Here is a 20347-nt window from a genome sequence, read left to right as displayed (position 1 = left end):
ATGCCTTTAACAAAAAACCCGCTTCGGCGGGTTTTTTTATACTTTTTTTCAGCCCGGTAAGCGTCTCGCCACCGCGTTTTTATTCGTTCGAAAGCGGTAGCCGACGATAAAGCTCAATCATATCGCCCGCCAGATCCTGGATGACCATCGCGTTCATCAGGTGATCCTGCGAGTGGACGGTAATCAGGTTAACCGGCAGCTTTCCTGTACCTTCATCGAGCCCAATAAGCTGCGTCTGGATGGTGTGCGCATGCTTCACATACTCGCGCGACTCTTCCATCGCTTTTTCGGCTTCGTCAAAATCACCTTTGCGAGCCATCTGCAACGCTGTCAGGGCAGCACTGCGCGCCGCACCCGCGTTGACCAGCAGTTCCATGATTGTCGTTTCTAAGTCTTCCATTATGACTCCAGCAGATTGAGCGCTTTTTCCAGTACGGCATCGCCTTTCATCATGCCGTAATCCATCATGTCGATCACCGCGACCTTCTTGCCCAGCGGATCGGCCTGCGCCTGCAGTTTTGCCTGCTCGTATTTCACCTGCGGGCCCAGCAGAACAATATCCGCCGTAGCGATATTTTCCTTGAACTCGGCGACGGGTACTGCTTTGATAGTGACTTCAACGCCTTTCTTCTGAGCGGCATCTTTCATTCGTTGTACCAGCATGCTGGTGGACATCCCGGCGGCACAGCATAAAACGATGTTCTTCATAGTTGGCTCTCACGGTTCCGTTGATACTTCATCTTTAGTCCCGCTGCAGGCAGAGAACAACCGGCTCGCGTTGAATGTGTGTAAAACATCACAAAGAAACCGCACAAAAAATGAAACCGGTTACGGTTTTTCTTAATTCGTAAAAAAGCCCGTCGTGACGGGCTTTGCAGGGTGGGGTCGAAATTAGCCGTTGGTGGTGATGATGCGATTCTTGCCTTCCTGTTTCGCTTTATACAAGGCTTCATCTACCCGCATCACCAACTGTTCCTGGCTTTCCAGATTCCATTCACCCAGTCCGGCGCTGAAGGTGACATGTAACCCTTCCTCGCGCCAGGTTCGCCGGGCGATCTGTTCACGCCAGCGTTCCAGCAACGGAAGCGCATTGTTTAACTGCTCACCCGAAAACAGTACGGCAAATTCTTCACCGCCATAGCGGTACAAGGACACCGCCTCGGGTTGCAGGATCTGAATGCCTTCACGCGCGACGTTGCGTAAAACAATGTCTCCGTTCAGGTGGCCCCATGTGTCATTGATGGATTTAAAGTTATCAATATCTACCAGCGCCAGGGCAAACGGTTGGTGATCGTTCATCAGCGCGGCAATGTCGTTATCAAACGCGCGCCGGTTTTTACAGCCGGTCAGGGCGTCAATCGTCGCCTGACGCACGTAAATCAACTCGCGTTCTTTGTTGGATTCAATGGCTTTACTGAGCATCGCTTCAAGACGCGGCGCGCGGTTAACGTCGCCGGTTTTGATCGCATTGATAATGTTCATCAGTACCGTACGCGAAGCGTGACGCAAATAAAGGCCGAACAATGCAATCATGATGGCGGCGAGGGCAAAGCCCCAGGCGACAATATTGGTCTCATGGCGTGTCAGATCCAACAGCGTGGGATTAGACACCCGATAAATCACAAACCAGTCCGGATTAGTAAATGAATAGTAGTAGTACCAGGTTTGACTGTCCGGATCGTACAGGTTCCCTTCACCGCTGGTCATCTTATTCATGATGTCTTTACTGACGTACTGCTTGAACAACGCGCCCGTATCCGGATGAAGCACCACCTGCCCGTCTCGATCGACCACGAAAAATTCTCCCTGTACAGGGGCAACCATCTGACGCAGGGTATACCCCATCGAGGTCAGATCGAGGTGAAATGCGATACTGCCTTTCAGTTTGCCCTCCGGCGAGATGATGGGTTTGTAGATCGTCACCGTCGGATTGCGAGTGAAGTGGTCAAGGTAGGGTGAGGTGTAGCGACTAAAGGTGCTGGCCTCGGCTTGATCCATAAACCACGGGCGCGTTTTGGCGTCAAAAGACCGACTGCGTTCGTTGTTCAGCACCTGCGGCGCGCGCAGATAATGACCCTCAATATCAGCCAGCGAGACGGAAGAGACGGAAGGCATCAGCGTTTGTAACTGCATCAGCGTCTTCAGGCCGTTGTCCGGGTCGAGGTTCACCGTTTCATTCAAATGATCATTGCGGGAAAAAAAGGTCGCCGCGCGGCCCAGAATATAATCATTTTCCCGCAACAGCGACTCGGTATAGTTCACCGCGAGGTTATGGGTAAAGTTACGGTTGATGTTATGGTAATCCTCAAGGAAATCATTCCGTTGAGTAAACGTAATAAAGATGGCGATCAGCACAAAGCTCAGCAAGATCCCCGTAAAGCTCACCAGTATGGGTGTGGTAAAAGAGAGTTTTCTGTTATGACGTGCCATTACTGTTACTTGTTCCAGAAGGTAAAAATCCTGAAGATAAGTGCGCCGTGAAACGCGCAAAGTGGCTTTGCATATCAGGAAAGGATGCCTGTAATTATAATCCCGACAATATGACTCGCGGTGATTTATCTTAAATATTACGCCGTCTTGTTACCACTTTTCGCTGAAACTGGGATTTAACCTCGCCGATAGCAGTGAGGGCAGGGCGAAACGAGGAAGAAGCTTTTCGCCCTGGACAGCACTGCTGACGGACGTACCTTAAAAAAGCGGGTGGCTGACAGCAACCGCCCGTTTTCTGTTCTCCGTAGCGGCCCGGAGAATAATTACCGGTTTACATTATCGTTCATGATCTTTGCGAGACGCGCCCAAGGTATGAGTCCCAGTCCTTCCACACCGGCTGTAACCCCCGGGCGCTAAGCGCGTCGGCGACAGCGGCAGGACGCCGGTTATCATGGGGGACGAACTGCTCCAGTTCAGGATGGTTGTCGGCATAGCCGCCCGGCTGCGTTTTCGAGAAGGCGCTGACGTTATTGATGGCCAGAGGAATAACGTGGTCCCGAAACCACGGCGACTCCCGCGTGGACAGCGACAGCTCAATCTCCGGCGCGAACAGACGAAAGGCGCAAATGGTCTGCACCAGTTGACGTTCATCCATGAGCGATGCTGGCGCTATACCCCCCGTGCACGGACGCAGGCGCGGGAAAGAGACAGAATACCGGCTCTGCCAGTAGTGTTGCTGCAACCAGAGCAGATGTTCAGCCATCATGTAGCAATCGACCCGCCAACTGTCCGAAAGGCCAATCAGCGCGCCAAGGCCAATTTTATCGATCCCGGCGCGCCCCAGACGATCCGGCGTTTCGAGCCGCCAGATAAAGTCCTGCTTCTTGCCCCGGAGATGGTGTTGCGCATACTGCGCCTCATGCCAGGTTTCCTGATACACCATCACGCCGTCAAGTCCCAGCGTTTTTAGTTCGGCGTACTCCGCTTCCGATAATGGCTGCACCTCCATCTGCAACGATGAAAACCGACGACGAATAGCGGGAAGGTGGCGACGAAAATAGTCCATTCCCACCTTAGCCTGATGTTCACCGGTCACCAGCAGCAGATGCTCAAACCCCAGATCGCGAATGGCGTCGCACTCCCGCGCAATCTCTGCCTCATCCAGCGTCTTGCGCTTGATGCGGTTGCTCATTGAAAAACCACAGTAAGTACAGTCGTTTGCACACAAATTAGAGAGATACAGCGGAACGTAAAAGCTTACCGTGTTGCCGAAGCGCTGGCGGGTAAGCTTCTGCGCCCGCTGCGCCAGTGGTTCCAGATACGCGCTGGCCGCAGGTGACAGCAACGCCATCATATCGTCACGGCTGAGTACGTGAGCGTTAAGCGCCCGTTCCACGTCAGCGGACGTTTTGCTGTTGATGCGCAGGCGAATATCATCCCAGTCCAGCTGTCGCCAGCGCTCAGTGAACGTTTTCATACTGACGCCTCCAGAAAGCCCGTCAGCGGGCTGGTGGCGCTGGCGCTGGCGCGACGAGAGCCGGGTACCGCCTGGCGTGCCAGTAACCCGGCTTCGACCGCCAGGCGGAAGGCGCTCGCCATGGTGACCGGATCGTCAGCCACCGCGATGGCCGTATTAACCAGCACGGCATCCGCCCCCATTTCCAGGGCCTGCGCCGCGTGGCTGGGGATGCCAATGCCAGCGTCCACCACCACCGGAACAGTCGCCTGTTGGATGATGATCTCCAGCATCGCGCGCGTTTCCAGCCCCTGATTAGAGCCAATTGGCGCGCCTAACGGCATCACCGCCGCGCAGCCTGCTTCTTCCAGCCGTTTGCACAACACCGGGTCAGCGCCGCAGTAGGGCAATACTACGAATCCCTGTTTCACCAGCGCGTCGGCGGCTTTCACTGTTTCGATGGGGTCCGGCAGCAGCCAGCGGGCATCAGGATGGATTTCGAGCTTCAGCCAGTTTGTCCCGAGCGCTTCGCGCGCCAGCTGTGCGGCAAAAATGGCTTCTTCAGCCGTTTTCGCGCCGGAGGTGTTAGGTAACAGCGTCATACCTGCCTCGATCAGCGGCGCGAGTATCGCGTCATTTGGCTTATGCAAATCTACCCGCTTCATCGCCAGCGTCACCAACTGACTGCCTGAGGCGCGGATGGCGTCAATCATCAACTGCGGCGAGGCAAATTTCCCCGTGCCGGTAAACAGATGTGAATCAAAGGTTTTATCTGCGATACGTAACATCTCAACCCCCTGCGATAACCTGAAAAAGCAGGATCTGGTCGCCTTCCTGCACGATTTGGCGTTCCCACTGCTCGCGCGGCAGGATCTGTTGATTGAGCGCCAGCGCGGTGCCGGGCTTAAGCTGATTGAGCTGCGTCAGCAGGTCTGACACCGACAGCTCACTCGCACACTGTATTGGCTCATCATTAAACACGATATGCATGTTGCCCTCCGCAGACCGGACAGTTGCTGGCGCGCCGTAACGCCAGGCTGCGCCACTGGCTGGTTTTGCCGTCAAACAGGCGCATTTCGCCGGTGGGCGCTTCCACACCACTAAGCCATTTAATCGCCTCCAGCGCCTGTAATGCGCCCATCACCCCGACCACCGGGCCAACCACGCCTGCGGTACGACAGTTGCGCTCTGGCTCATCGTCGTCCGGCCACAGGCAGCGGTAACAGCCCTGCGTCCAGGGCGGCGTCAGTACCATGAGCTGTCCGCCGAACCCAACGGCGCTGGCGGTAATCAGCGGCGTATCAAGCGCCACGCAGGCAGCGTTAATCGCCTGACGCGTCGCCATATTATCGGTGCAGTCGAGCACCACATCCGCCTGCGCCACCGCCTGCCTGAGGGCGTCACCGGACAGGCGTTGCGGTAACGCGATCAACTCGATATCCGGATTGAGACGCGCCAGACGCTGCCGCGCGATCTGCGATTTGGGGTGCGCGATATCATCAGCAGTGAACAGTATTTGACGTTGCAGGTTGCTGATGTGCACCTCGTCGTCGTCGGCCAGCACCAGCGTGCCGATGCCTGCGCCAGCCAGATAAAGCGCGGCAGGCGAACCTAAACCGCCCAGGCCGACAATCAGCACATGGCTGTCGAGTAGCCTTTGCTGCCCTTCTACGGCAATCTCGCCAAGCAGAATTTGACGGCTGTAGCGCATAAAATCACGATCGTTCATCACCCACTCCTGCTAATTCGAGTAACTGCGCGGTAGCGACGCGCCAGTCTTCGGCCTGAGTGATCGCACTGACCACCGCAATGCTACCGACACCGGTTTCCAGCACGGCAGGGGCGCGTTCAAGGCTGATCCCGCCGATGGCGACGGTGGGATAATCGGCAAGGCGCTTAATGTGCGCCGTCAACTGTGTCAACCCCTGCGGCGCCGAAGGCATCTGTTTGGTTTGCGTCGGGAAAACGTGGCCGAGGGCGATATAGGAGGGGCGAGCGGCGAGCGCCACGTCGATCTCCATATCGTCATGAGTGGAAACGCCAAGTCGCAAGCCGGCTTCGCGGATGGCATGCAAATCGGTGGTTTCCAGATCTTCCTGGCCCAGATGTACGCCGTAGGCATTGTGCTTGATCGCCAGCCGCCAGTAGTCGTTGATAAACAGGCGGGCATCGTAGCGACGCCCGAGCGCAATGGCGGCGGCCACGTCAGCCTCTACCTCTTCATCGCGTTTATCCTTGATGCGTAGCTGGAGGGTACGTACGCCCGCCTCCAGCAGGCGTTCGATCCACGCGACGCTGTCGACAACCGGATACAGCCCCAGACGAAAAGGGACGGAAGGAAAATCGGGCTGATACATCACGCTTCCTCCTTACGCAGATAAATTTCGCCGCCCCTGGCGCGGAAATTCTCCGACATATCCGCCATCCCCACTTCAATGGTCTGCGCGGCGGCGTAGTCACGCACTTCCTGGCTGATTTTCATCGAGCAGAATTTGGGCCCGCACATGGAGCAGAAGTGGGCTACTTTGCCTGATTCCTGCGGCAGGGTTTCGTCGTGATAGGCGCGAGCGGTAAACGGGTCCAGCGCCAGGTTGAACTGGTCTTCCCAGCGGAATTCAAAGCGCGCTTTCGACATCGCGTTGTCGCGGATCTGCGCGCCCGGGTGGCCTTTCGCCAGATCCGCGGCGTGGGCGGCAATTTTGTAGGTGATCAGCCCCTGTTTCACGTCCTCTTTGTTTGGCAAACCGAGGTGTTCTTTCGGCGTCACATAGCAGAGCATGGCGCAGCCAAACCAGCCGATCATCGCCGCGCCAATGCCGGAGGTGAAGTGGTCATATCCCGGTGCAATATCCGTGGTTAACGGCCCCAGGGTGTAGAACGGCGCTTCGTGGCAGTGTTCCAGCTCCTCGGTCATGTTGCGACGGATCATCTGCATCGGCACATGTCCTGGCCCTTCGATCATCACCTGTACGTCGTATTCCCAGGCGATTTTTGTCAGCTCGCCCAGGGTGTGCAGTTCAGCGAATTGCGCTTCGTCGTTGGCATCCTGAATGGAACCGGGGCGCAGGCCGTCTCCCAGCGAGAGCGAAACGTCGTAAGCGGCGCAGATTTCGCAGATCTCGCGGAAATGCGTATAGAGGAAGTTTTCCTGATGATGGGACAAACACCACTTCGCCATGATCGACCCACCGCGCGAGACGATGCCAGTCAGGCGTTTCGCCGTCATTGGCACGTAACGCAGCAACACGCCGGCGTGAATAGTGAAGTAGTCCACGCCCTGTTCCGCCTGTTCCAGCAATGTGTCGCGAAAGGCTTCCCAGGTGAGATCTTCAGCGATCCCATTAACTTTCTCCAGCGCCTGATAGATCGGGACAGTGCCGATCGGCACCGGGCTGTTACGCAGGATCCACTCGCGGGTTTCGTGAATATAGCGGCCGGTGGAGAGGTCCATGACCGTGTCTGCGCCCCAGCGGGTTGACCATACCAGCTTTTCCACCTCTTCTTCGATGGAGGAAGTGACCGCCGAGTTGCCGATGTTAGCGTTGACCTTCACCAGGAAATTGCGGCCAATGATCATTGGCTCGGATTCCGGGTGGTTGATGTTGGCGGGAATAATCGCGCGGCCCGCAGCCACTTCGTCACGCACAAACTCCGGCGTGATGTTCTCCGGCAGGCGTGCGCCAAAGCCCTCGCCCGGATGCTGATGGCGCAGGACTTCGCTGCGGATGCGCTCACGGCCCATGTTTTCACGAATGGCGATAAATTCCATCTCTGGCGTGACGATCCCCTGGCGGGCGTAATGTAGCTGTGTGACACGGCGACCCGCTTTGGCGCGTTTTGGCGTCAGCAGGCCGGTAAAGCGCAGCGCATCCAGACCGTCGTCGGCCAGGCGAGCTTTGGTATAGGCAGAGCTGCGATCGCTGAGCGCTTCACTGTCCTCACGCGCGTCAATCCACGGTTGGCGCAGTTTCGCCAGACCCTGCTGCACGTTGATGGCAATTTCCGGGTCGCCATAGGGGCCGGAGGTATCGTACACCGGTACGGCTTCATTAGCTTCGAACTGAGGAGCCTCTTTGCTGCCGCCGATAAGCGTCGGGCTAAGCTGGATCTCCCGCATCGGGACGCGGATATCCGGCTGTGAACCGGTAATGTAGATCCGCTTCGAATTGGGGAAAGCGGTGCCTTCCAGCGTATCAATAAAATGCTGGGCCTGGGCGCGCTGTTCGCGACGGGTTAACTGAGTGGTAGACATAGCTCATTCCATAAAAAAATTAAGGACGTGGCTTGTCAGACGACGGATGGAGTAATGGATGTGCGCCGCCCTTGCGGGCAGGTGCATGATGCAGAATTACTCTTGTTCCCTTCGCAGGTCTTAACCTGATCAGGTTCCGCGGATCCCGAATTAACGGTCTCAGCCTTTTCCACTTCATTCTTTGCGTTACCTTCTGGCATCGCGGATACGTTGTGGAAATCAGGCACTCCGACAAGATGACATCCCCTCCGGAGAGGGGGACGTTTTTAACCTACTCGTTAATTGCGCAGAACTCAAGCAGGTCGTTTAATTCTGGCGTGGTCATGCATGGCGTCAAATACCAGCATAATCAGCTTATCTTCGAGAACAAAGCGTGCTTCCAGCGCTTCGCCGATATCCGACAGCGCCTGTTGAAATTCATAGCAATTGTCATGATCGATGGCGGTCTCGAGAGTGGAATCATAGTAGTTCATGATCTGCTGGGTATTGGCTTCCAGCTGTGGCCAGATTTTGGTCGCGTTTAAAAGCTGACCGTTCCCTTCCAATTTATGCAGAATACGTTCATAAATACTGAAGTGTCCGGCGGAAAGGTAATCGACCAGGCTCTGACAAAAATCATCCAGCGCTTTTTCATTCAACCGCATGTACGATTCTTTGCCAGGCTTAATGCCAACCAGATTGTAGTAAGCCACGAGCAGATGCTTACGTACATGTAGCCAGCGATCAACCAGTTTATTACTTCCACCGACGCGTTCCGTCAGGTTTTCCAGCTGGTTTAACATGATTGACTCCGCAAGTGTAGAGTTAAAACTGCTTACCCAGAAATGTAAAAATAATGTTATCAACATGCCAGTGACGCAAAGGTAGTGCAAGAGCTATGGATCGTATTATTGAAAAATGGGATCACGGCTGGTGGATCGTCAGTCATGAACAAAAATTATGGTTGCCCCATGGGGAATTGCCACACGGCGACGCGGCAAATTTCGATCTTGTGGGACAGCGCGCATTACACATTGGCGAATGGGAAGGTGAGTCTGTCTGGTTGATACAGCAGCAGCGTCGTCACGATATGGGGTCAGTCCGCCAGGTTATCGATCAGGATGTCGGCTTGTTTCAACTGGCGGGGCGGGGCGTGCAGCTGGCGGAGTTCTTCCGCTCGCACAAATTCTGCGGCTACTGCGGTCACCCTATGCACCCGAGTAAAACCGAATGGGCAATGCTGTGTCGCCACTGCCGTGAACGCTACTATCCACAAATCGCCCCCTGTATTATTGTCGCCATTCGTCGTGATGACACCCTTCTGCTCGCCCAACATACCCGCCATCGCAATGGCATTCATACCGTGCTCGCCGGGTTCGTGGAGGTGGGCGAAACGCTGGAACAGGCCGTCGCGCGCGAAGTGATGGAAGAAAGCGGGATTACCGTGAAAAATCTGCGCTACGTGACCTCGCAGCCGTGGCCGTTCCCGATGTCGTTGATGACCGCGTTTATGGCGGAATACGACAGCGGCGAGATTGTCATCGATCCAAAAGAGTTGCTGGAAGCGGACTGGTATCGCTACGACGATTTACCGCTTTTGCCGCCGCCAGGCACCGTCGCGCGGCGTCTGATCGAAGATACGGTGGCAATATGTCGGGCTGAATATGAATGACATGGTAAACTGACGGACTGACGCAATAAGGAACTGCAAAATGACCGAACTGAAAAACGATCGTTATCTGCGTGCGCTGCTGCGCCAGCCCGTTGATGTCACCCCGGTATGGATGATGCGCCAGGCTGGCCGTTATTTACCGGAGTATAAAGCGACCCGCGCCCAGGCAGGCGATTTTATGTCCCTGTGCAAAAACGCCGAGCTGGCCTGCGAAGTCACGCTCCAGCCGCTGCGCCGTTATCCGCTGGATGCGGCGATCCTCTTTTCGGACATTCTGACCATTCCGGATGCGATGGGGCTGGGCCTTTACTTTGAAGCCGGAGAAGGCCCACGTTTTACTTCGCCGGTCGCCTGTAAGGCTGACGTCGACAAACTCCCCATTCCCGATCCGGAAGACGAGCTGGGCTACGTGATGAACGCCGTGCGTACGATTCGCCGTGAACTGAAAGGCGAGGTCCCGCTCATCGGCTTCTCCGGTAGCCCGTGGACGCTGGCGACCTACATGGTGGAAGGCGGCAGCAGCAAGGCTTTCACCGTGATCAAGAAGATGATGTACGCCGACCCGCATACCCTGCACGCGCTGCTCGATAAGCTGGCGAAAAGCGTCACGCTATATCTCAACGCGCAAATCAAAGCGGGCGCCCAGTCGGTGATGATTTTCGATACCTGGGGCGGCGTGCTGACCGGACGCGACTATCAGCAGTTCTCACTGTACTACATGCACAAAATTGTCGATGGCCTGCTACGCGAAAATGACGGTCGCCGCGTGCCGGTCACACTATTCACCAAAGGCGGCGGACAGTGGCTGGAAGCGATGGCGGAAACCGGCTGTGACGCGCTGGGACTGGACTGGACCACCGATATTGCCGACGCGCGTCGCCGCGTCGGGCATAAGGTCGCCCTGCAAGGCAACATGGACCCGTCGATGCTTTATGCGCCGCCTGCCCGCATCGAAGAGGAAGTGGCGTCTATACTTTCTGGTTTCGGCCAGGGCGAAGGCCACGTCTTTAACCTCGGCCACGGCATCCATCAGGATGTGCCGCCGGAACACGCTGGCGCATTTGTGGAGGCCGTACACCGACTGTCCGCGCAATACCACCGCTAAGGAGAAACCATGGATCTCGCGTCGCTACGCGCTCAACAACTTGACCTTGCTTCATCCGTGATCCGCGAGGATCGGCTCGATAACGATCCGCCGGATCTGATCGCCGGGGCAGACGTCGGGTTTGAGCAGGGGGGAGAGGTGACGCGAGCAGCAATGGTTTTGCTGAAATACCCTTCTCTTGAGCTGGTCGAATACAAGGTGGCGCGTATCGCCACCACCATGCCTTATATCCCCGGCTTCCTCTCGTTTCGTGAATACCCCGCGCTGCTCGCGGCGTGGGAACAACTGTCGCAAAAACCCGACCTGCTGTTTGTCGACGGTCACGGTGTTTCACACCCGCGCCGTCTCGGCGTCGCCAGCCATTTTGGGCTGCTGGTGGACGTGCCCACTATTGGCGTGGCGAAAAAACGCCTGTGCGGCAAGTTTGAACCGCTCTCCGCGGAGCCTGGCGCACTGGCGCCGCTGATGGACAAAGGCGAGCAGCTGGCCTGGGTGTGGCGCAGCAAGGCGCGGTGTAATCCGCTGTTTATCGCGACAGGGCATCGCGTCGGGCTGGACAGCGCGCTGGCGTGGGTGCAACGCTGCATGAAAGGTTATCGTCTACCGGAGCCGACTCGCTGGGCGGATGCCGTTGCGTCAGGGCGTCCGGCCTTCACGCGATGGCAGGAAATTCAGCCCTGATTAATGTACACTGCGGCTAATTTCCGTTTTGAGAATTCATCATGTTACAAAACCCGATTCATCTGCGTCTGGAACGCCTGGAAAGCTGGCAGCACGTTACGTTTATGGCCTGCCTGTGCGAGCGCATGTATCCGAACTACGCCATGTTCTGCAAACAGACGGACTTTGGCGATGGTCAGGTGTATCGCCGTATCCTCGACCTCATCTGGGAAACGCTGACGGTGAAAGACGCGAAAGTGAATTTCGACAGCCAACTGGAGAAATTCGAAGAGGCGATTCCGGTCGCGGACGACTATGACCTGTATGGCGTTTATCCGGCGATAGACGCCTGCGTGGCGTTGAGCGAACTGGTACATTCACGTTTGAGCGGAGAAACGCTTGAACATGCCATTGAAGTCAGTAAGACATCCATTACCACGGTAGCGATGCTGGAAATGACTCAGGCGGGTCGCGAAATGACCGATGAGGAGCTGAAAGAGAACCCTGCGGTTGAGCAGGAATGGGATATTCAGTGGGAAATATTCCGACTTTTAGCCGACTGCGAAGAACGCGACATTGAACTGATAAAAGGGCTCAGAGCAGACCTGCGTGAGGCTGGCGAGAGCAATATCGGTATAAATTTTCAGCAATAAGACACGAAAACGTGATTTAACGTCTGAATTGTCGTGCCTGAAGGCTTCCCTTCCGCCCCCCGTCTGGTCTACATTTGGAGGGCGAAAAAAAGTGGCTATCGGTGCGTGTATGCAGGAGAGTGCTTTTCTGGCATTTCCGTCGCACTCGATGCTTAGCAAGCGATAAACACATTGTAAGGATAACTTATGAACAAGACTCAACTGATTGATGTAATTGCAGACAAAGCAGAACTGTCCAAAACCCAGGCTAAAGCTGCTCTGGAATCTACTCTGGCTGCCATTACTGAGTCTCTGAAAGAAGGCGATGCTGTACAACTGGTTGGTTTCGGTACCTTCAAAGTGAACCACCGTGCTGAGCGCACTGGCCGCAACCCGCAGACCGGTAAAGAAATCAAAATCGCCGCTGCTAACGTACCGGCATTTGTTTCTGGTAAGGCACTGAAAGACGCTGTTAAGTAAGACCGCGTGGCTGTGAACAGTTTTAACGAAGGGGCGGTGTCGCCCCTTTTGTCTGTCTGGCGTCGTACGCTGGCGCTGGCGGGCGTGCTGTTGCTGACGGCCTGCAGTCATAACGCTTCTCCACCGCCCTTTACCGCCAGCGGATTCGCTGACGATCAGGGCGCCGTGCGTATCTGGCGTAAAGATGAAGCAGACGGCGTGCATCTGCTTTCGGTGTTTAGCCCGTGGCGTAACGGCAGTACTACCACCAGCGAGTACCGCTGGCAGGGAGAAACCCTCTCTCTGATTGAACTCAATATTTACAGCAAACCGCCGGAGCATATCCGCGTGCGGTTTGACGATCGCGGTGAGCTGAGCTTTATGCAGCGTGAAGTCGACGGACATAAGCAGCAGCTTTCTAACGATCAAATCGCCTTATACCGCTATCGCGCGGGGCAGATTCGCCAGACCAGCGACGCACTGCGCCTGGGGCGCGTGGTGTTGCGACAGGGACGCTGGCATGCCGCTGAGCGTACGGTGACCACCTGTGAAGGCGAAACACTGAAACCCGATCTGGAGCCATGGGCAATGAATCATATCGAGCGCCGCCAGCGCCACTCGTCAATGGACGTAAGCGTGGCGTGGCTGGAAGCGCCCGAAGGGTCACAACTGTTGCTGGTGGCAAACTCTGACTTCTGTCGCTGGCAGCCGACCGAGAAGACGTTCTGACGCCAGTCGGCGTGCGCTTTCAGGGCTGGATAAGTCAATGCCGCCATCCGGCCTTGTACGCTTTACCAGTGCCCCATCCCCATATGACCGCCACGTCCTCCGCAGCCGCCGTAGCCCATACCCGCGCCCTGCGGTACGCCTGCTTCCGCCATCTCCACATCGCGTTTCACCCGCAGATCGTCCAGCGACTGGCGTAACGACGTCATCTCTTTCGCGACGGCGTTGATCTTTGCGCTGTCCGGGGGATTGGTGGAGAGCAGCGCGTTATACTCATAACGTTTAGACATGAGCTGTTGGCGCAGTGTGTTGGCCTGGTTGTAGTACGTATTATGGATTTTTTGTGCGGCGGCTTGCTGTTCCGCAGTGAGCGGAGCGGCGTTTTGCTGCCACATTCCGTCGCCATAACCCCAGTGATGCCGTGCCAGCGCCGGGCTGGCGCCCAAAACCATCAGCGAAAGCGCAATCATCGCCAGGCCTGCTTTGTTATTCCGTTTCATCATTTATCCTCCTGTTGGTCATCTCACTCACCGTATTGCATCTTCCGTGCCAGCGGACTCAGCCCCGGAAATGGCGGCCTGAGTCAGCGCGCTCACGAAAAAGCGAGTAAAAATGACCCGCCGGAATAACCCCGCGCGTCATTTTTACTCGTTTCGGGCCGGGGTTGAGTGCCTAAACAGGGATATGCGCGGTAAAAAGTGGCATGATTTCTGCTGAATCGGGAGAGATTAATAACGGGTGAAAGCGAAGGGGATTATGCGACACCACAAGGATACGGTTACGAAATGGCTCAGCGGCATACTGCCCGTCGCCATTCTGATTCTGGTCGGGCTATTCGCCGCCGCGGTGATCCGTGATTATGGCCGGGAAAGTGACTCTGCACGTCAGACGCTACTGGAAAAAGGCGGCGTGCTGATTCGCGCGCTGGAGTCGGGCACGCGCGTCGGGATGGGGATGCGCATGCATCACGCCCAGCAGCAGACCCTGTTGGAAGAGATGGCGGGGCAGCCTGGCGTGCTTTGGTTTGCGGTCACGGACGCGCAGGGAAATATCCTGATGCACAGCGATCCTGCGCGGGTGGGCGGAACCCTTTACGCGGCAGATGAGATACAGCATTTGCATCCCGGTGAGGACGCGCGCTGGCGCTCTGTTGACGCCGTGGATGAACAGGGGAAAACCGTTCCCGCACTGGAGATTTGCCGCCAGTTCCAGCCACTACATTCGCCGGGTCGACACGGCATGGGCGCCATGCCGCGTTGCGAGGGGCGCAATGCCGGAATCTCTTCCACGCCGCAGACGATTTTCATCGCCTTTGACGCCAGTGAGTTAGCCACCACCCAGGCGCGTGAGTGGCGCAATATGCTGATCATGCTTTTCGCCTTAACGACAGTGCTGTTGGCGACGTTGATGGCCTTTTTCTGGTACCGACGGTATCTCCGTTCGCGACAACTGCTTCAGGACGAAATGAACCGGCAGGAAAAACTGCTGGCGCTTGGGCATCTGGCGGCGGGGGTGGCGCATGAAATCCGCAATCCGCTGTCATCCATTAAAGGGCTGGCGCGGTATTTCGCCGAGCGCGCCCCGGTGGGCGGTGAAGCGCACGCGCTGGCGCAGGTGATGGCGAAAGAGGCCGACCGGTTAAACCGGGTCGTCAGCGAGCTACTTGAGCTGGTGAAGCCCGCTCATTTGACGCTCCAGCCGGTAGATCTCAATACGGTCATTACCCATTCGCTGCAGTTGGTGAGCCAGGACGCGCAGAGTCGGGCGATTGAATTGCGGTTTACGCCCAATGCGGCCCTGCCGCTTATTCAGGCCGATCCGGACAGGTTGACGCAGGTGTTGTTAAACCTTTACCTGAACGCGATACACGCCATCGACAGGCAAGGTACGATTAACGTCGATATGAGCATGAGCGGTGCCGATCGCGTTAAGATTGTCGTTGCAGACAGCGGGAAGGGGATTGCGCCGGAACAGCTGGAGACGATTTTTACCCCTTACTACACCACAAAAGCCGAAGGCACCGGGCTGGGCCTGGCGGTAGTGCAAAACATCATTGAACAGCATGGTGGGACGATCAAGGCAGAAAGCCCGGCGGGCAAAGGCGCTATCTTTACCCTCTGGCTGCCGGTAAAAGCAAAACAGAAGGAAGTACAAGGATGACGGGCGAAATGATCGACATTCTGGTGGTTGATGATGATGTCAGCCACTGCACGATATTACAGGCGCTGCTTCGCGGCTGGGGCTATAACGTCGTGCTGGCATACAGCGGGCGGGCGGCGCTGGAGAAGATACGCGAGCATGTCTTTGACCTGGTATTGTGCGATGTGCGCATGGCGGAACTGGATGGTATTGAGACGCTCAAAGAGATTAAAGCGCTTAACCCGGCAATTCCGGTACTGATCATGACGGCGTTTTCCAGCGTCGAGACGGCGGTGGAAGCGTTAAAAACCGGGGCGCTGGATTACCTGATCAAACCGCTGGATTTTGACCGCCTACAGGAGACGCTGGAGAAATCGCTGGCCCATGCGCAGGAGGCTGCGGGCGATCTGCCGTCCGTTTCCGCCAGCCAGTTCGGTATGGTGGGAAAAAGCCCGGCGATGCAGCAGCTGTTGAGCGAAATCGCAATGGTTGCCCCATCCGACGCGACGGTGCTGATTCATGGTGACTCCGGTACCGGCAAAGAGCTGGTCGCGCGCGCGCTCCATGCCAGCAGCGCGCGCAGCGACAAGCCGCTGGTCACGCTGAACTGTGCGGCGCTCAATGAGTCCCTGCTGGAATCCGAACTGTTCGGGCATGAAAAGGGGGCGTTTACCGGCGCCGACAAGCGTCGCGAGGGCCGCTTTGTCGAAGCCGACGGCGGTACGCTGTTTCTGGATGAGATCGGCGATATCTCGCCCATGATGCAGGTGCGTCTGCTGCGGGCAATCCAGGAGCGTGAAGTGCAGCGGGTAGGCAGCAACCAGACGCTCACGGTTGACGTACGTCTGATCGCCGCCACCCATCGGGATCTGGCGCAGGAAGTCAGCGCCGGGCGCTTTCGTCAGGATCTCTACTACCGGCTGAACGTGGTAACCATCGAAATGCCGTCCCTGCGTCAGCGTCGGGAAGACATTCCGCTGTTAGCCGAACATTTTCTTCAGCGTTTTGCGGCACGTAACCGCAAAGCGGTGAAAGGCTTTACGCCACAGGCGATGGATCTGCTGATTCATTACGCCTGGCCGGGGAATATCCGCGAACTGGAAAACGCCATTGAGCGTGCCGTGGTGTTGCTGACGGGAGAGTACATTTCAGAACGTGAATTGCCGCTGACGATTGCGGGACAGCCGATCCCGCTTGTGCAGGAGCAAACCATTCAGCCGCTGGTGGAGGTTGAAAAAGAGGTGATTCTGGCGGCGCTTGAAAAAACGGGCGGCAACAAAACGGAAGCCGCCCGTCAGTTAGGGATTACGCGTAAAACGCTGCTTGCAAAACTGTCGCGTTAGTTTTGCTCGCGTTCAATGGCGCGCCAGCCGATGTCGTGACGGCAGAAGCAGTCGTCCCAGCGGATGTCGGTCATTAAGGCATACGCCCGTTTCTGGGCTTCGGCAACGGTGTCACCGAGTGCGGTGACGCACAGAACGCGACCACCGCTGGTGACGACCTGCTCGTCATCAGCCAGTTTTGTACCGGCGTGGAAGACTTTACCGTCCGCCACGTCTTCCAGCGGCAGGCCGTGGATCACATCGCCGTTGCGGTAGTCACCCGGGTATCCGCCCGCGGCCATCACCACGCCCAGTGAAGCGCGCTTATCCCATTCGGATTTTTGTGCGTCCAGTTTGCCTTCGCAGGCCGCCAGACACAGTTCAACCAGATCGGACTTCATGCGCAGCATGATAGGCTGGGTTTCCGGATCGCCAAAGCGGCAGTTGAATTCAATGACCTTCGGGTTACCCTGCTTGTCGATCATCAGCCCCGCATACAAGAAACCGGTATACGTATTGCCTTCCGCCGCCATCCCTTTTACGGTTGGCCAGATAATGCGTTCCATGGTGCGCTGATGAACGTCGTCGGTAACCACTGGCGCGGGCGAGTAGGCACCCATTCCGCCAGTGTTCAGGCCGGTATCGCCATTGCCCACGCGCTTATGATCCTGACTGGTTGCCATCGGCAGTACATGCTCGCCGTCCACCATCACGATAAAGCTGGCTTCTTCCCCGTCGAGAAATTCCTCGATTACTATGCGGTGACCCGCGTCGCCAAAAGCGTTGCCTGCCAGCATATCCTGAACCGCGGCTTCCGCCTCTTCGAGCGTCATCGCGACAATCACGCCTTTCCCGGCGGCCAGACCGTCGGCCTTGATGACAATTGGCGCGCCTTTTTCACGTAAGTAAGCCAGAGCAGGCTCCACGTCGGTGAAGTTCTGGTATTCCGCCGTCGGGATGTGATGACGAGCGAGAAAATCTTTGGTGAAGGCTTTGGAGCCTTCGAGCTGCGCGGCGCCTTCGGTTGGCCCGAAGATTTTCAGACCCGCGGCGCGGAAGGTATCCACCACCCCCATCACTAACGGCGCTTCCGGCCCGACGATGGTGAGATCGATCTTCTCGCTTTGGGCGAAATTCAGCAGCGCCGGAATATCGGTAGCGCTGATTGCCACATTCTGCAGCGTGGGTTCCAGCGCGGTACCGGCGTTACCCGGCGCAACATAGACGGTTTCGACTTTTGGCGACTGAGCGGCTTTCCACGCCAGCGCGTGCTCGCGCCCGCCGTTGCCAATCACTAATACTTTCATCTGTTGCTCCATTAATGGCGGAAGTGGCGCATGTCGGTGAAGATCATCGCGATGCCGTGTTCATCGGCGGCGGCAATCACTTCATCATCGCGGATAGAACCGCCAGGCTGGATCACGCAGCTCACGCCCACGGCGGCAGCGGCGTCAATACCGTCGCGGAACGGGAAGAAGGCGTCAGAAGCCATTGCAGAACCTTTGACTTCCAGACCTTCATCGTCTGCCTTAATCCCGGCGATTTTCGCGGAATAAACGCGGCTCATCTGGCCTGCGCCAATGCCGATAGTCATATTCTCTTTCGCATAAACAATGGCGTTAGACTTCACGAATTTCGCCACTTTCCAGCAGAACAGCGCGTCACGCAGTTCCTGCTCACTCGGCTGACGTCTGGTCACCACGCGCAGATCGGCTTCCGTCACCATGCCCAGATCGCGATCCTGAACCAGCAGACCGCCGTTTACGCGTTTGAAGTCCAGACCCGGCACGCGTTCTGCCCACTGGCCGCAAACCAGCACGCGCACGTTCTGTTTGGCAGAAGTGATTTTCAGCGCTTCTGCAGAGGCCGATGGCGCGATGATCACTTCAACAAACTGGCGGGAGATGATGGCCTGAGCAGTTTCAGCATCCAGCTCGCGGTTGAAGGCGATAATGCCGCCGAACGCGGAGGTCGGATCGGTTTTATAGGCGCGATCGTAAGCGTCCAGAATAGAGGTGCTTACGGCAACGCCGCATGGGTTGGCGTGCTTAACGATAACGCAGGCCGGCTCGCTGAATTCTTTCACACATTCCAGCGCAGCGTCGGTGTCGGCAATATTGTTATAAGAGAGCGCTTTGCCCTGAACCTGCTGAGCGGTGGCGACCGACGCTTCTTTTATCTCTTCTTCTATATAGAAGGCGGCCTGCTGGTGGCTGTTCTCACCGTAACGCATATCCTGTTTTTTAATAAAGTTCAGGTTCAGGGTACGCGGGAAACGACCGGCGGCGTCTTTACTCTCGCCGTGGTAGGCCGGAACCATACTGCCAAAGTAGTTGGCAATCATGCTGTCGTACGCGGCGGTGTGTTCGAAGGCTTTGATGGCGAGGTCGAAACGCGTCTTCAGGGTCAGTGACCCTTCGTTGGCATCCATTTCGTTAATGATGGCGTTGTAGTCGCTGCTCTTTACCACAATGGCGACATCTTTATGATTCTTGGCGGCGGAGCGCACCATGGTCGGACCGCCAATATCAATGTTTTCAACCGCGTCTTCCAGCGAGCAGTCTTCACGGGCTACGGTCTGGGCGAACGGATACAGGTTCACCACAACCATATCAATAGGCGCGATACCGTGTTGTTCCATAATGCCATCATCCTGACCGCGACGGCCAAGAATGCCGCCGTGGACTTTCGGATGCAGGGTCTTCACGCGTCCATCCATCATTTCCGGGAAACCGGTGTAATCGGAAACTTCGGTCACCGGCAGACCTTTATCTGCTAACAGACGGGCAGTGCCTCCTGTCGACAGCAGCTCCACACCACGTGCGGAAAGTGCCTGGGCGAATTCGATGATACCGGCCTTGTCAGAAACACTGAGCAGAGCGCGGCGGACTGGACGACGTTGTTGCATGGTAAATCCCCTGGATTTGACTATTACAGAGAGCGTTAGCTGAATCTTTCTCGAAAAACTTAGCTAACGCCCCTTATGGGGCATCCTTGTTTTGCGGGGGGCATTGTAACGAAAACGTTTGCGCAACGCTCGCGAATTTTTCTTTTTCGATTTCGACATCGCTTTTCCCATTGTTGAAGATCCTTTATTGCAGGAACGATCTACGCAAAGATCGCCATCTTTGTGGATAAGTCTGTGTGTAAAAGGGTATAAGGCGGGGTTTTGCTGGGGAATGCAGCAGTCAGACATTTTTCTGCAATTTTTCTGTTGCGGATGCTCGGGAACTCCCTATAATGCGCCTCCATCGACACGGCGGATGTGAATCACTTCACACAAACAGCCGGTCCGGTTGAAGAGAAAAATCCTGAAATTCAGGGTTGACTCTGAAAGAGGAAAGCGTAATATACGCCACCTCGCGACAGAGCGCTGAAGCGCGTCGCAACTGCTCTTTAACAATTTATCAGACAATCTGTGTGGGCACTCAAAGTGACATGGATTCTTAATGTCGCAAGACAAAAAATGAATACCAAGTCTCTGAGTGAACACGTAATTCATTACGAAGTTTAAT

General features: G+C 56.3%; 21 protein-coding genes and 1 riboswitch. Of the genes, 8 read left to right on the top strand and 13 right to left on the bottom strand.

Annotated features, from left to right (window positions below):
• Window positions 1-79: 79 nt before the first annotated feature.
• The 10 genes from OOJ60_RS23425 to OOJ60_RS23380 all read right to left on the bottom strand — a co-directional run bounded on the left by OOJ60_RS23425 (window position 80) and on the right by OOJ60_RS23380 (window position 8920).
• The gene (locus OOJ60_RS23425; RefSeq protein WP_181822204.1) at window positions 80-400 is read right to left on the bottom strand and encodes a PTS lactose/cellobiose transporter subunit IIA; all 321 of its coding nucleotides are present in this window, start codon (window positions 398-400) and stop codon (window positions 80-82) included.
• Window positions 400-708, bottom strand: a complete 309-nt coding sequence (locus OOJ60_RS23420; protein ID WP_205613261.1) for a PTS sugar transporter subunit IIB — start codon at window positions 706-708, stop codon at window positions 400-402. Before OOJ60_RS23420 ends, OOJ60_RS23425 begins: the two co-directional genes overlap by 1 nt.
• A gap of 183 nt (window positions 709-891) precedes the next feature.
• Window positions 892-2430: a sensor domain-containing diguanylate cyclase gene (locus OOJ60_RS23415; protein ID WP_060569354.1), complete on the bottom strand. Its 1539-nt coding sequence runs from the start codon at window positions 2428-2430 to the stop codon at window positions 892-894.
• 343 nt (window positions 2431-2773) lie between these two features.
• A complete protein-coding gene (thiH, locus tag OOJ60_RS23410; RefSeq protein WP_205613260.1) occupies window positions 2774-3907 on the bottom strand; it encodes a 2-iminoacetate synthase ThiH in 1134 nt (377 codons plus the stop codon).
• Window positions 3904-4674 (bottom strand): thiazole synthase, encoded by a 771-nt coding sequence (gene thiG / locus OOJ60_RS23405; RefSeq protein ID WP_042293019.1) that lies wholly within the window; start codon window positions 4672-4674, stop codon window positions 3904-3906. Before thiG ends, thiH begins: the two co-directional genes overlap by 4 nt.
• Window position 4675: 1 nt before the next feature.
• Complete coding sequence (gene thiS, locus OOJ60_RS23400) at window positions 4676-4876, bottom strand: sulfur carrier protein ThiS (RefSeq protein ID WP_205613259.1); 201 nt, start codon at window positions 4874-4876, stop codon at window positions 4676-4678.
• On the bottom strand, window positions 4860-5615 hold the full coding sequence (locus OOJ60_RS23395) for a HesA/MoeB/ThiF family protein (RefSeq protein ID WP_205613258.1): 756 nt from the start codon (window positions 5613-5615) through the stop codon (window positions 4860-4862). Before OOJ60_RS23395 ends, thiS begins: the two co-directional genes overlap by 17 nt.
• On the bottom strand, window positions 5602-6243 hold the full coding sequence (gene thiE, locus OOJ60_RS23390) for a thiamine phosphate synthase (RefSeq protein WP_042293012.1): 642 nt from the start codon (window positions 6241-6243) through the stop codon (window positions 5602-5604). Before thiE ends, OOJ60_RS23395 begins: the two co-directional genes overlap by 14 nt.
• Window positions 6243-8138 (bottom strand): phosphomethylpyrimidine synthase ThiC, encoded by a 1896-nt coding sequence (thiC, locus tag OOJ60_RS23385; RefSeq protein ID WP_205613257.1) that lies wholly within the window; start codon window positions 8136-8138, stop codon window positions 6243-6245. Before thiC ends, thiE begins: the two co-directional genes overlap by 1 nt.
• Window positions 8139-8227: 89 nt before the next feature.
• Window positions 8228-8379: riboswitch (TPP riboswitch) on the bottom strand.
• Window positions 8380-8431: 52 nt separating this feature from the next.
• Window positions 8432-8920, bottom strand: coding sequence for an Rsd/AlgQ family anti-sigma factor (locus OOJ60_RS23380; RefSeq protein WP_042293006.1), 489 nt, complete (start codon window positions 8918-8920; stop codon window positions 8432-8434).
• Window positions 8921-9015: 95 nt separating this feature from the next.
• On the opposite strand from OOJ60_RS23380, the gene nudC reads away from it, so the two are divergent.
• From nudC to OOJ60_RS23350, 6 genes are all read left to right on the top strand, one after another.
• Window positions 9016-9789: an NAD(+) diphosphatase gene (gene nudC / locus OOJ60_RS23375; protein ID WP_042293005.1), complete on the top strand. Its 774-nt coding sequence runs from the start codon at window positions 9016-9018 to the stop codon at window positions 9787-9789.
• A gap of 40 nt (window positions 9790-9829) precedes the next feature.
• Window positions 9830-10894: a uroporphyrinogen decarboxylase gene (gene hemE / locus OOJ60_RS23370; protein ID WP_042293003.1), complete on the top strand. Its 1065-nt coding sequence runs from the start codon at window positions 9830-9832 to the stop codon at window positions 10892-10894.
• 9 nt (window positions 10895-10903) lie between these two features.
• Window positions 10904-11575 (top strand): deoxyribonuclease V, encoded by a 672-nt coding sequence (gene nfi, locus OOJ60_RS23365; protein WP_042293000.1) that lies wholly within the window; start codon window positions 10904-10906, stop codon window positions 11573-11575.
• 41 nt (window positions 11576-11616) lie between these two features.
• Entirely contained in the window at window positions 11617-12207 is a 591-nt protein-coding gene (locus tag OOJ60_RS23360; protein ID WP_042292998.1) for a YjaG family protein, read from the top strand.
• A 186-nt stretch (window positions 12208-12393) separates the two neighbouring features.
• Window positions 12394-12666 (top strand): nucleoid-associated protein HU-alpha, encoded by a 273-nt coding sequence (hupA, locus tag OOJ60_RS23355; RefSeq protein WP_001044509.1) that lies wholly within the window; start codon window positions 12394-12396, stop codon window positions 12664-12666.
• A gap of 12 nt (window positions 12667-12678) precedes the next feature.
• The gene (locus OOJ60_RS23350; RefSeq protein ID WP_042292996.1) at window positions 12679-13374 is read left to right on the top strand and encodes a DUF1481 domain-containing protein; all 696 of its coding nucleotides are present in this window, start codon (window positions 12679-12681) and stop codon (window positions 13372-13374) included.
• A gap of 62 nt (window positions 13375-13436) precedes the next feature.
• Here OOJ60_RS23350 and zraP read toward each other — a convergent pair whose 3' ends face one another.
• Entirely contained in the window at window positions 13437-13871 is a 435-nt protein-coding gene (gene zraP, locus OOJ60_RS23345; RefSeq protein WP_060569365.1) for a zinc resistance sensor/chaperone ZraP, read from the bottom strand.
• Window positions 13872-14127: 256 nt separating this feature from the next.
• Here zraP and zraS point away from each other — a divergent pair, with 256 nt between their 5' ends.
• Window positions 14128-15531 carry a two-component system sensor histidine kinase ZraS gene (zraS, locus tag OOJ60_RS23340; RefSeq protein ID WP_205613256.1) on the top strand — a complete coding sequence of 468 codons (1404 nt, stop codon included), beginning with the start codon at window positions 14128-14130 and terminating at the stop codon, window positions 15529-15531.
• Window positions 15528-16853, top strand: coding sequence for a sigma-54-dependent response regulator transcription factor ZraR (gene zraR, locus OOJ60_RS23335; RefSeq protein ID WP_205613255.1), 1326 nt, complete (start codon window positions 15528-15530; stop codon window positions 16851-16853). The genes zraS and zraR overlap by 4 nt, the downstream gene beginning before the upstream one ends.
• Here zraR and purD read toward each other — a convergent pair.
• Window positions 16850-18139, bottom strand: coding sequence for a phosphoribosylamine--glycine ligase (purD, locus tag OOJ60_RS23330; protein ID WP_205613254.1), 1290 nt, complete (start codon window positions 18137-18139; stop codon window positions 16850-16852). The two genes, zraR and purD, sit on opposite strands and share 4 nt — an antisense overlap.
• 11 nt (window positions 18140-18150) lie before the next feature.
• A complete protein-coding gene (gene purH / locus OOJ60_RS23325; protein ID WP_205613253.1) occupies window positions 18151-19740 on the bottom strand; it encodes a bifunctional phosphoribosylaminoimidazolecarboxamide formyltransferase/IMP cyclohydrolase in 1590 nt (529 codons plus the stop codon).
• Window positions 19741-20347 lie beyond the last annotated feature (607 nt).

This window comes from Citrobacter sp. R4 (assembly GCF_026719175.1).
GTDB classification, from domain to species: domain Bacteria; phylum Pseudomonadota; class Gammaproteobacteria; order Enterobacterales; family Enterobacteriaceae; genus Citrobacter_A; species Citrobacter_A sedlakii.
The sequence above is the reverse complement of the archived record's forward strand: the minus strand, read 5'-3'. Positions and strand labels throughout refer to the sequence as shown.

Excerpts from the sequence above, each read along its gene's own strand:
- nudC (WP_042293005.1), top strand. The coding sequence starts at position 9,016 with ATGGATCGTATTATTGAAAAATGGGATCACGGCTGGTGGATCGTCAGT.
- zraP (WP_060569365.1), bottom strand. The coding sequence starts at position 13,871 with ATGAAACGGAATAACAAAGCAGGCCTGGCGATGATTGCGCTTTCGCTG.
- thiE (WP_042293012.1), bottom strand. The coding sequence starts at position 6,243 with ATGTATCAGCCCGATTTTCCTTCCGTCCCTTTTCGTCTGGGGCTGTAT.
- thiG (WP_042293019.1), bottom strand. The coding sequence starts at position 4,674 with ATGTTACGTATCGCAGATAAAACCTTTGATTCACATCTGTTTACCGGC.
- purH (WP_205613253.1), bottom strand. The coding sequence starts at position 19,740 with ATGCAACAACGTCGTCCAGTCCGCCGCGCTCTGCTCAGTGTTTCTGAC.
- zraS (WP_205613256.1), top strand. The coding sequence starts at position 14,128 with ATGCGACACCACAAGGATACGGTTACGAAATGGCTCAGCGGCATACTG.
- hupA (WP_001044509.1), top strand. The coding sequence starts at position 12,394 with ATGAACAAGACTCAACTGATTGATGTAATTGCAGACAAAGCAGAACTG.
- purD (WP_205613254.1), bottom strand. The coding sequence starts at position 18,139 with ATGAAAGTATTAGTGATTGGCAACGGCGGGCGCGAGCACGCGCTGGCG.
- OOJ60_RS23425 (WP_181822204.1), bottom strand. The coding sequence starts at position 400 with ATGGAAGACTTAGAAACGACAATCATGGAACTGCTGGTCAACGCGGGT.
- OOJ60_RS23380 (WP_042293006.1), bottom strand. The coding sequence starts at position 8,920 with ATGTTAAACCAGCTGGAAAACCTGACGGAACGCGTCGGTGGAAGTAAT.
- OOJ60_RS23415 (WP_060569354.1), bottom strand. The coding sequence starts at position 2,430 with ATGGCACGTCATAACAGAAAACTCTCTTTTACCACACCCATACTGGTG.
- OOJ60_RS23420 (WP_205613261.1), bottom strand. The coding sequence starts at position 708 with ATGAAGAACATCGTTTTATGCTGTGCCGCCGGGATGTCCACCAGCATG.
- hemE (WP_042293003.1), top strand. The coding sequence starts at position 9,830 with ATGACCGAACTGAAAAACGATCGTTATCTGCGTGCGCTGCTGCGCCAG.
- OOJ60_RS23395 (WP_205613258.1), bottom strand. The coding sequence starts at position 5,615 with ATGAACGATCGTGATTTTATGCGCTACAGCCGTCAAATTCTGCTTGGC.
- thiS (WP_205613259.1), bottom strand. The coding sequence starts at position 4,876 with ATGCATATCGTGTTTAATGATGAGCCAATACAGTGTGCGAGTGAGCTG.
- OOJ60_RS23360 (WP_042292998.1), top strand. The coding sequence starts at position 11,617 with ATGTTACAAAACCCGATTCATCTGCGTCTGGAACGCCTGGAAAGCTGG.
- thiH (WP_205613260.1), bottom strand. The coding sequence starts at position 3,907 with ATGAAAACGTTCACTGAGCGCTGGCGACAGCTGGACTGGGATGATATT.
- thiC (WP_205613257.1), bottom strand. The coding sequence starts at position 8,138 with ATGTCTACCACTCAGTTAACCCGTCGCGAACAGCGCGCCCAGGCCCAG.
- zraR (WP_205613255.1), top strand. The coding sequence starts at position 15,528 with ATGACGGGCGAAATGATCGACATTCTGGTGGTTGATGATGATGTCAGC.
- nfi (WP_042293000.1), top strand. The coding sequence starts at position 10,904 with ATGGATCTCGCGTCGCTACGCGCTCAACAACTTGACCTTGCTTCATCC.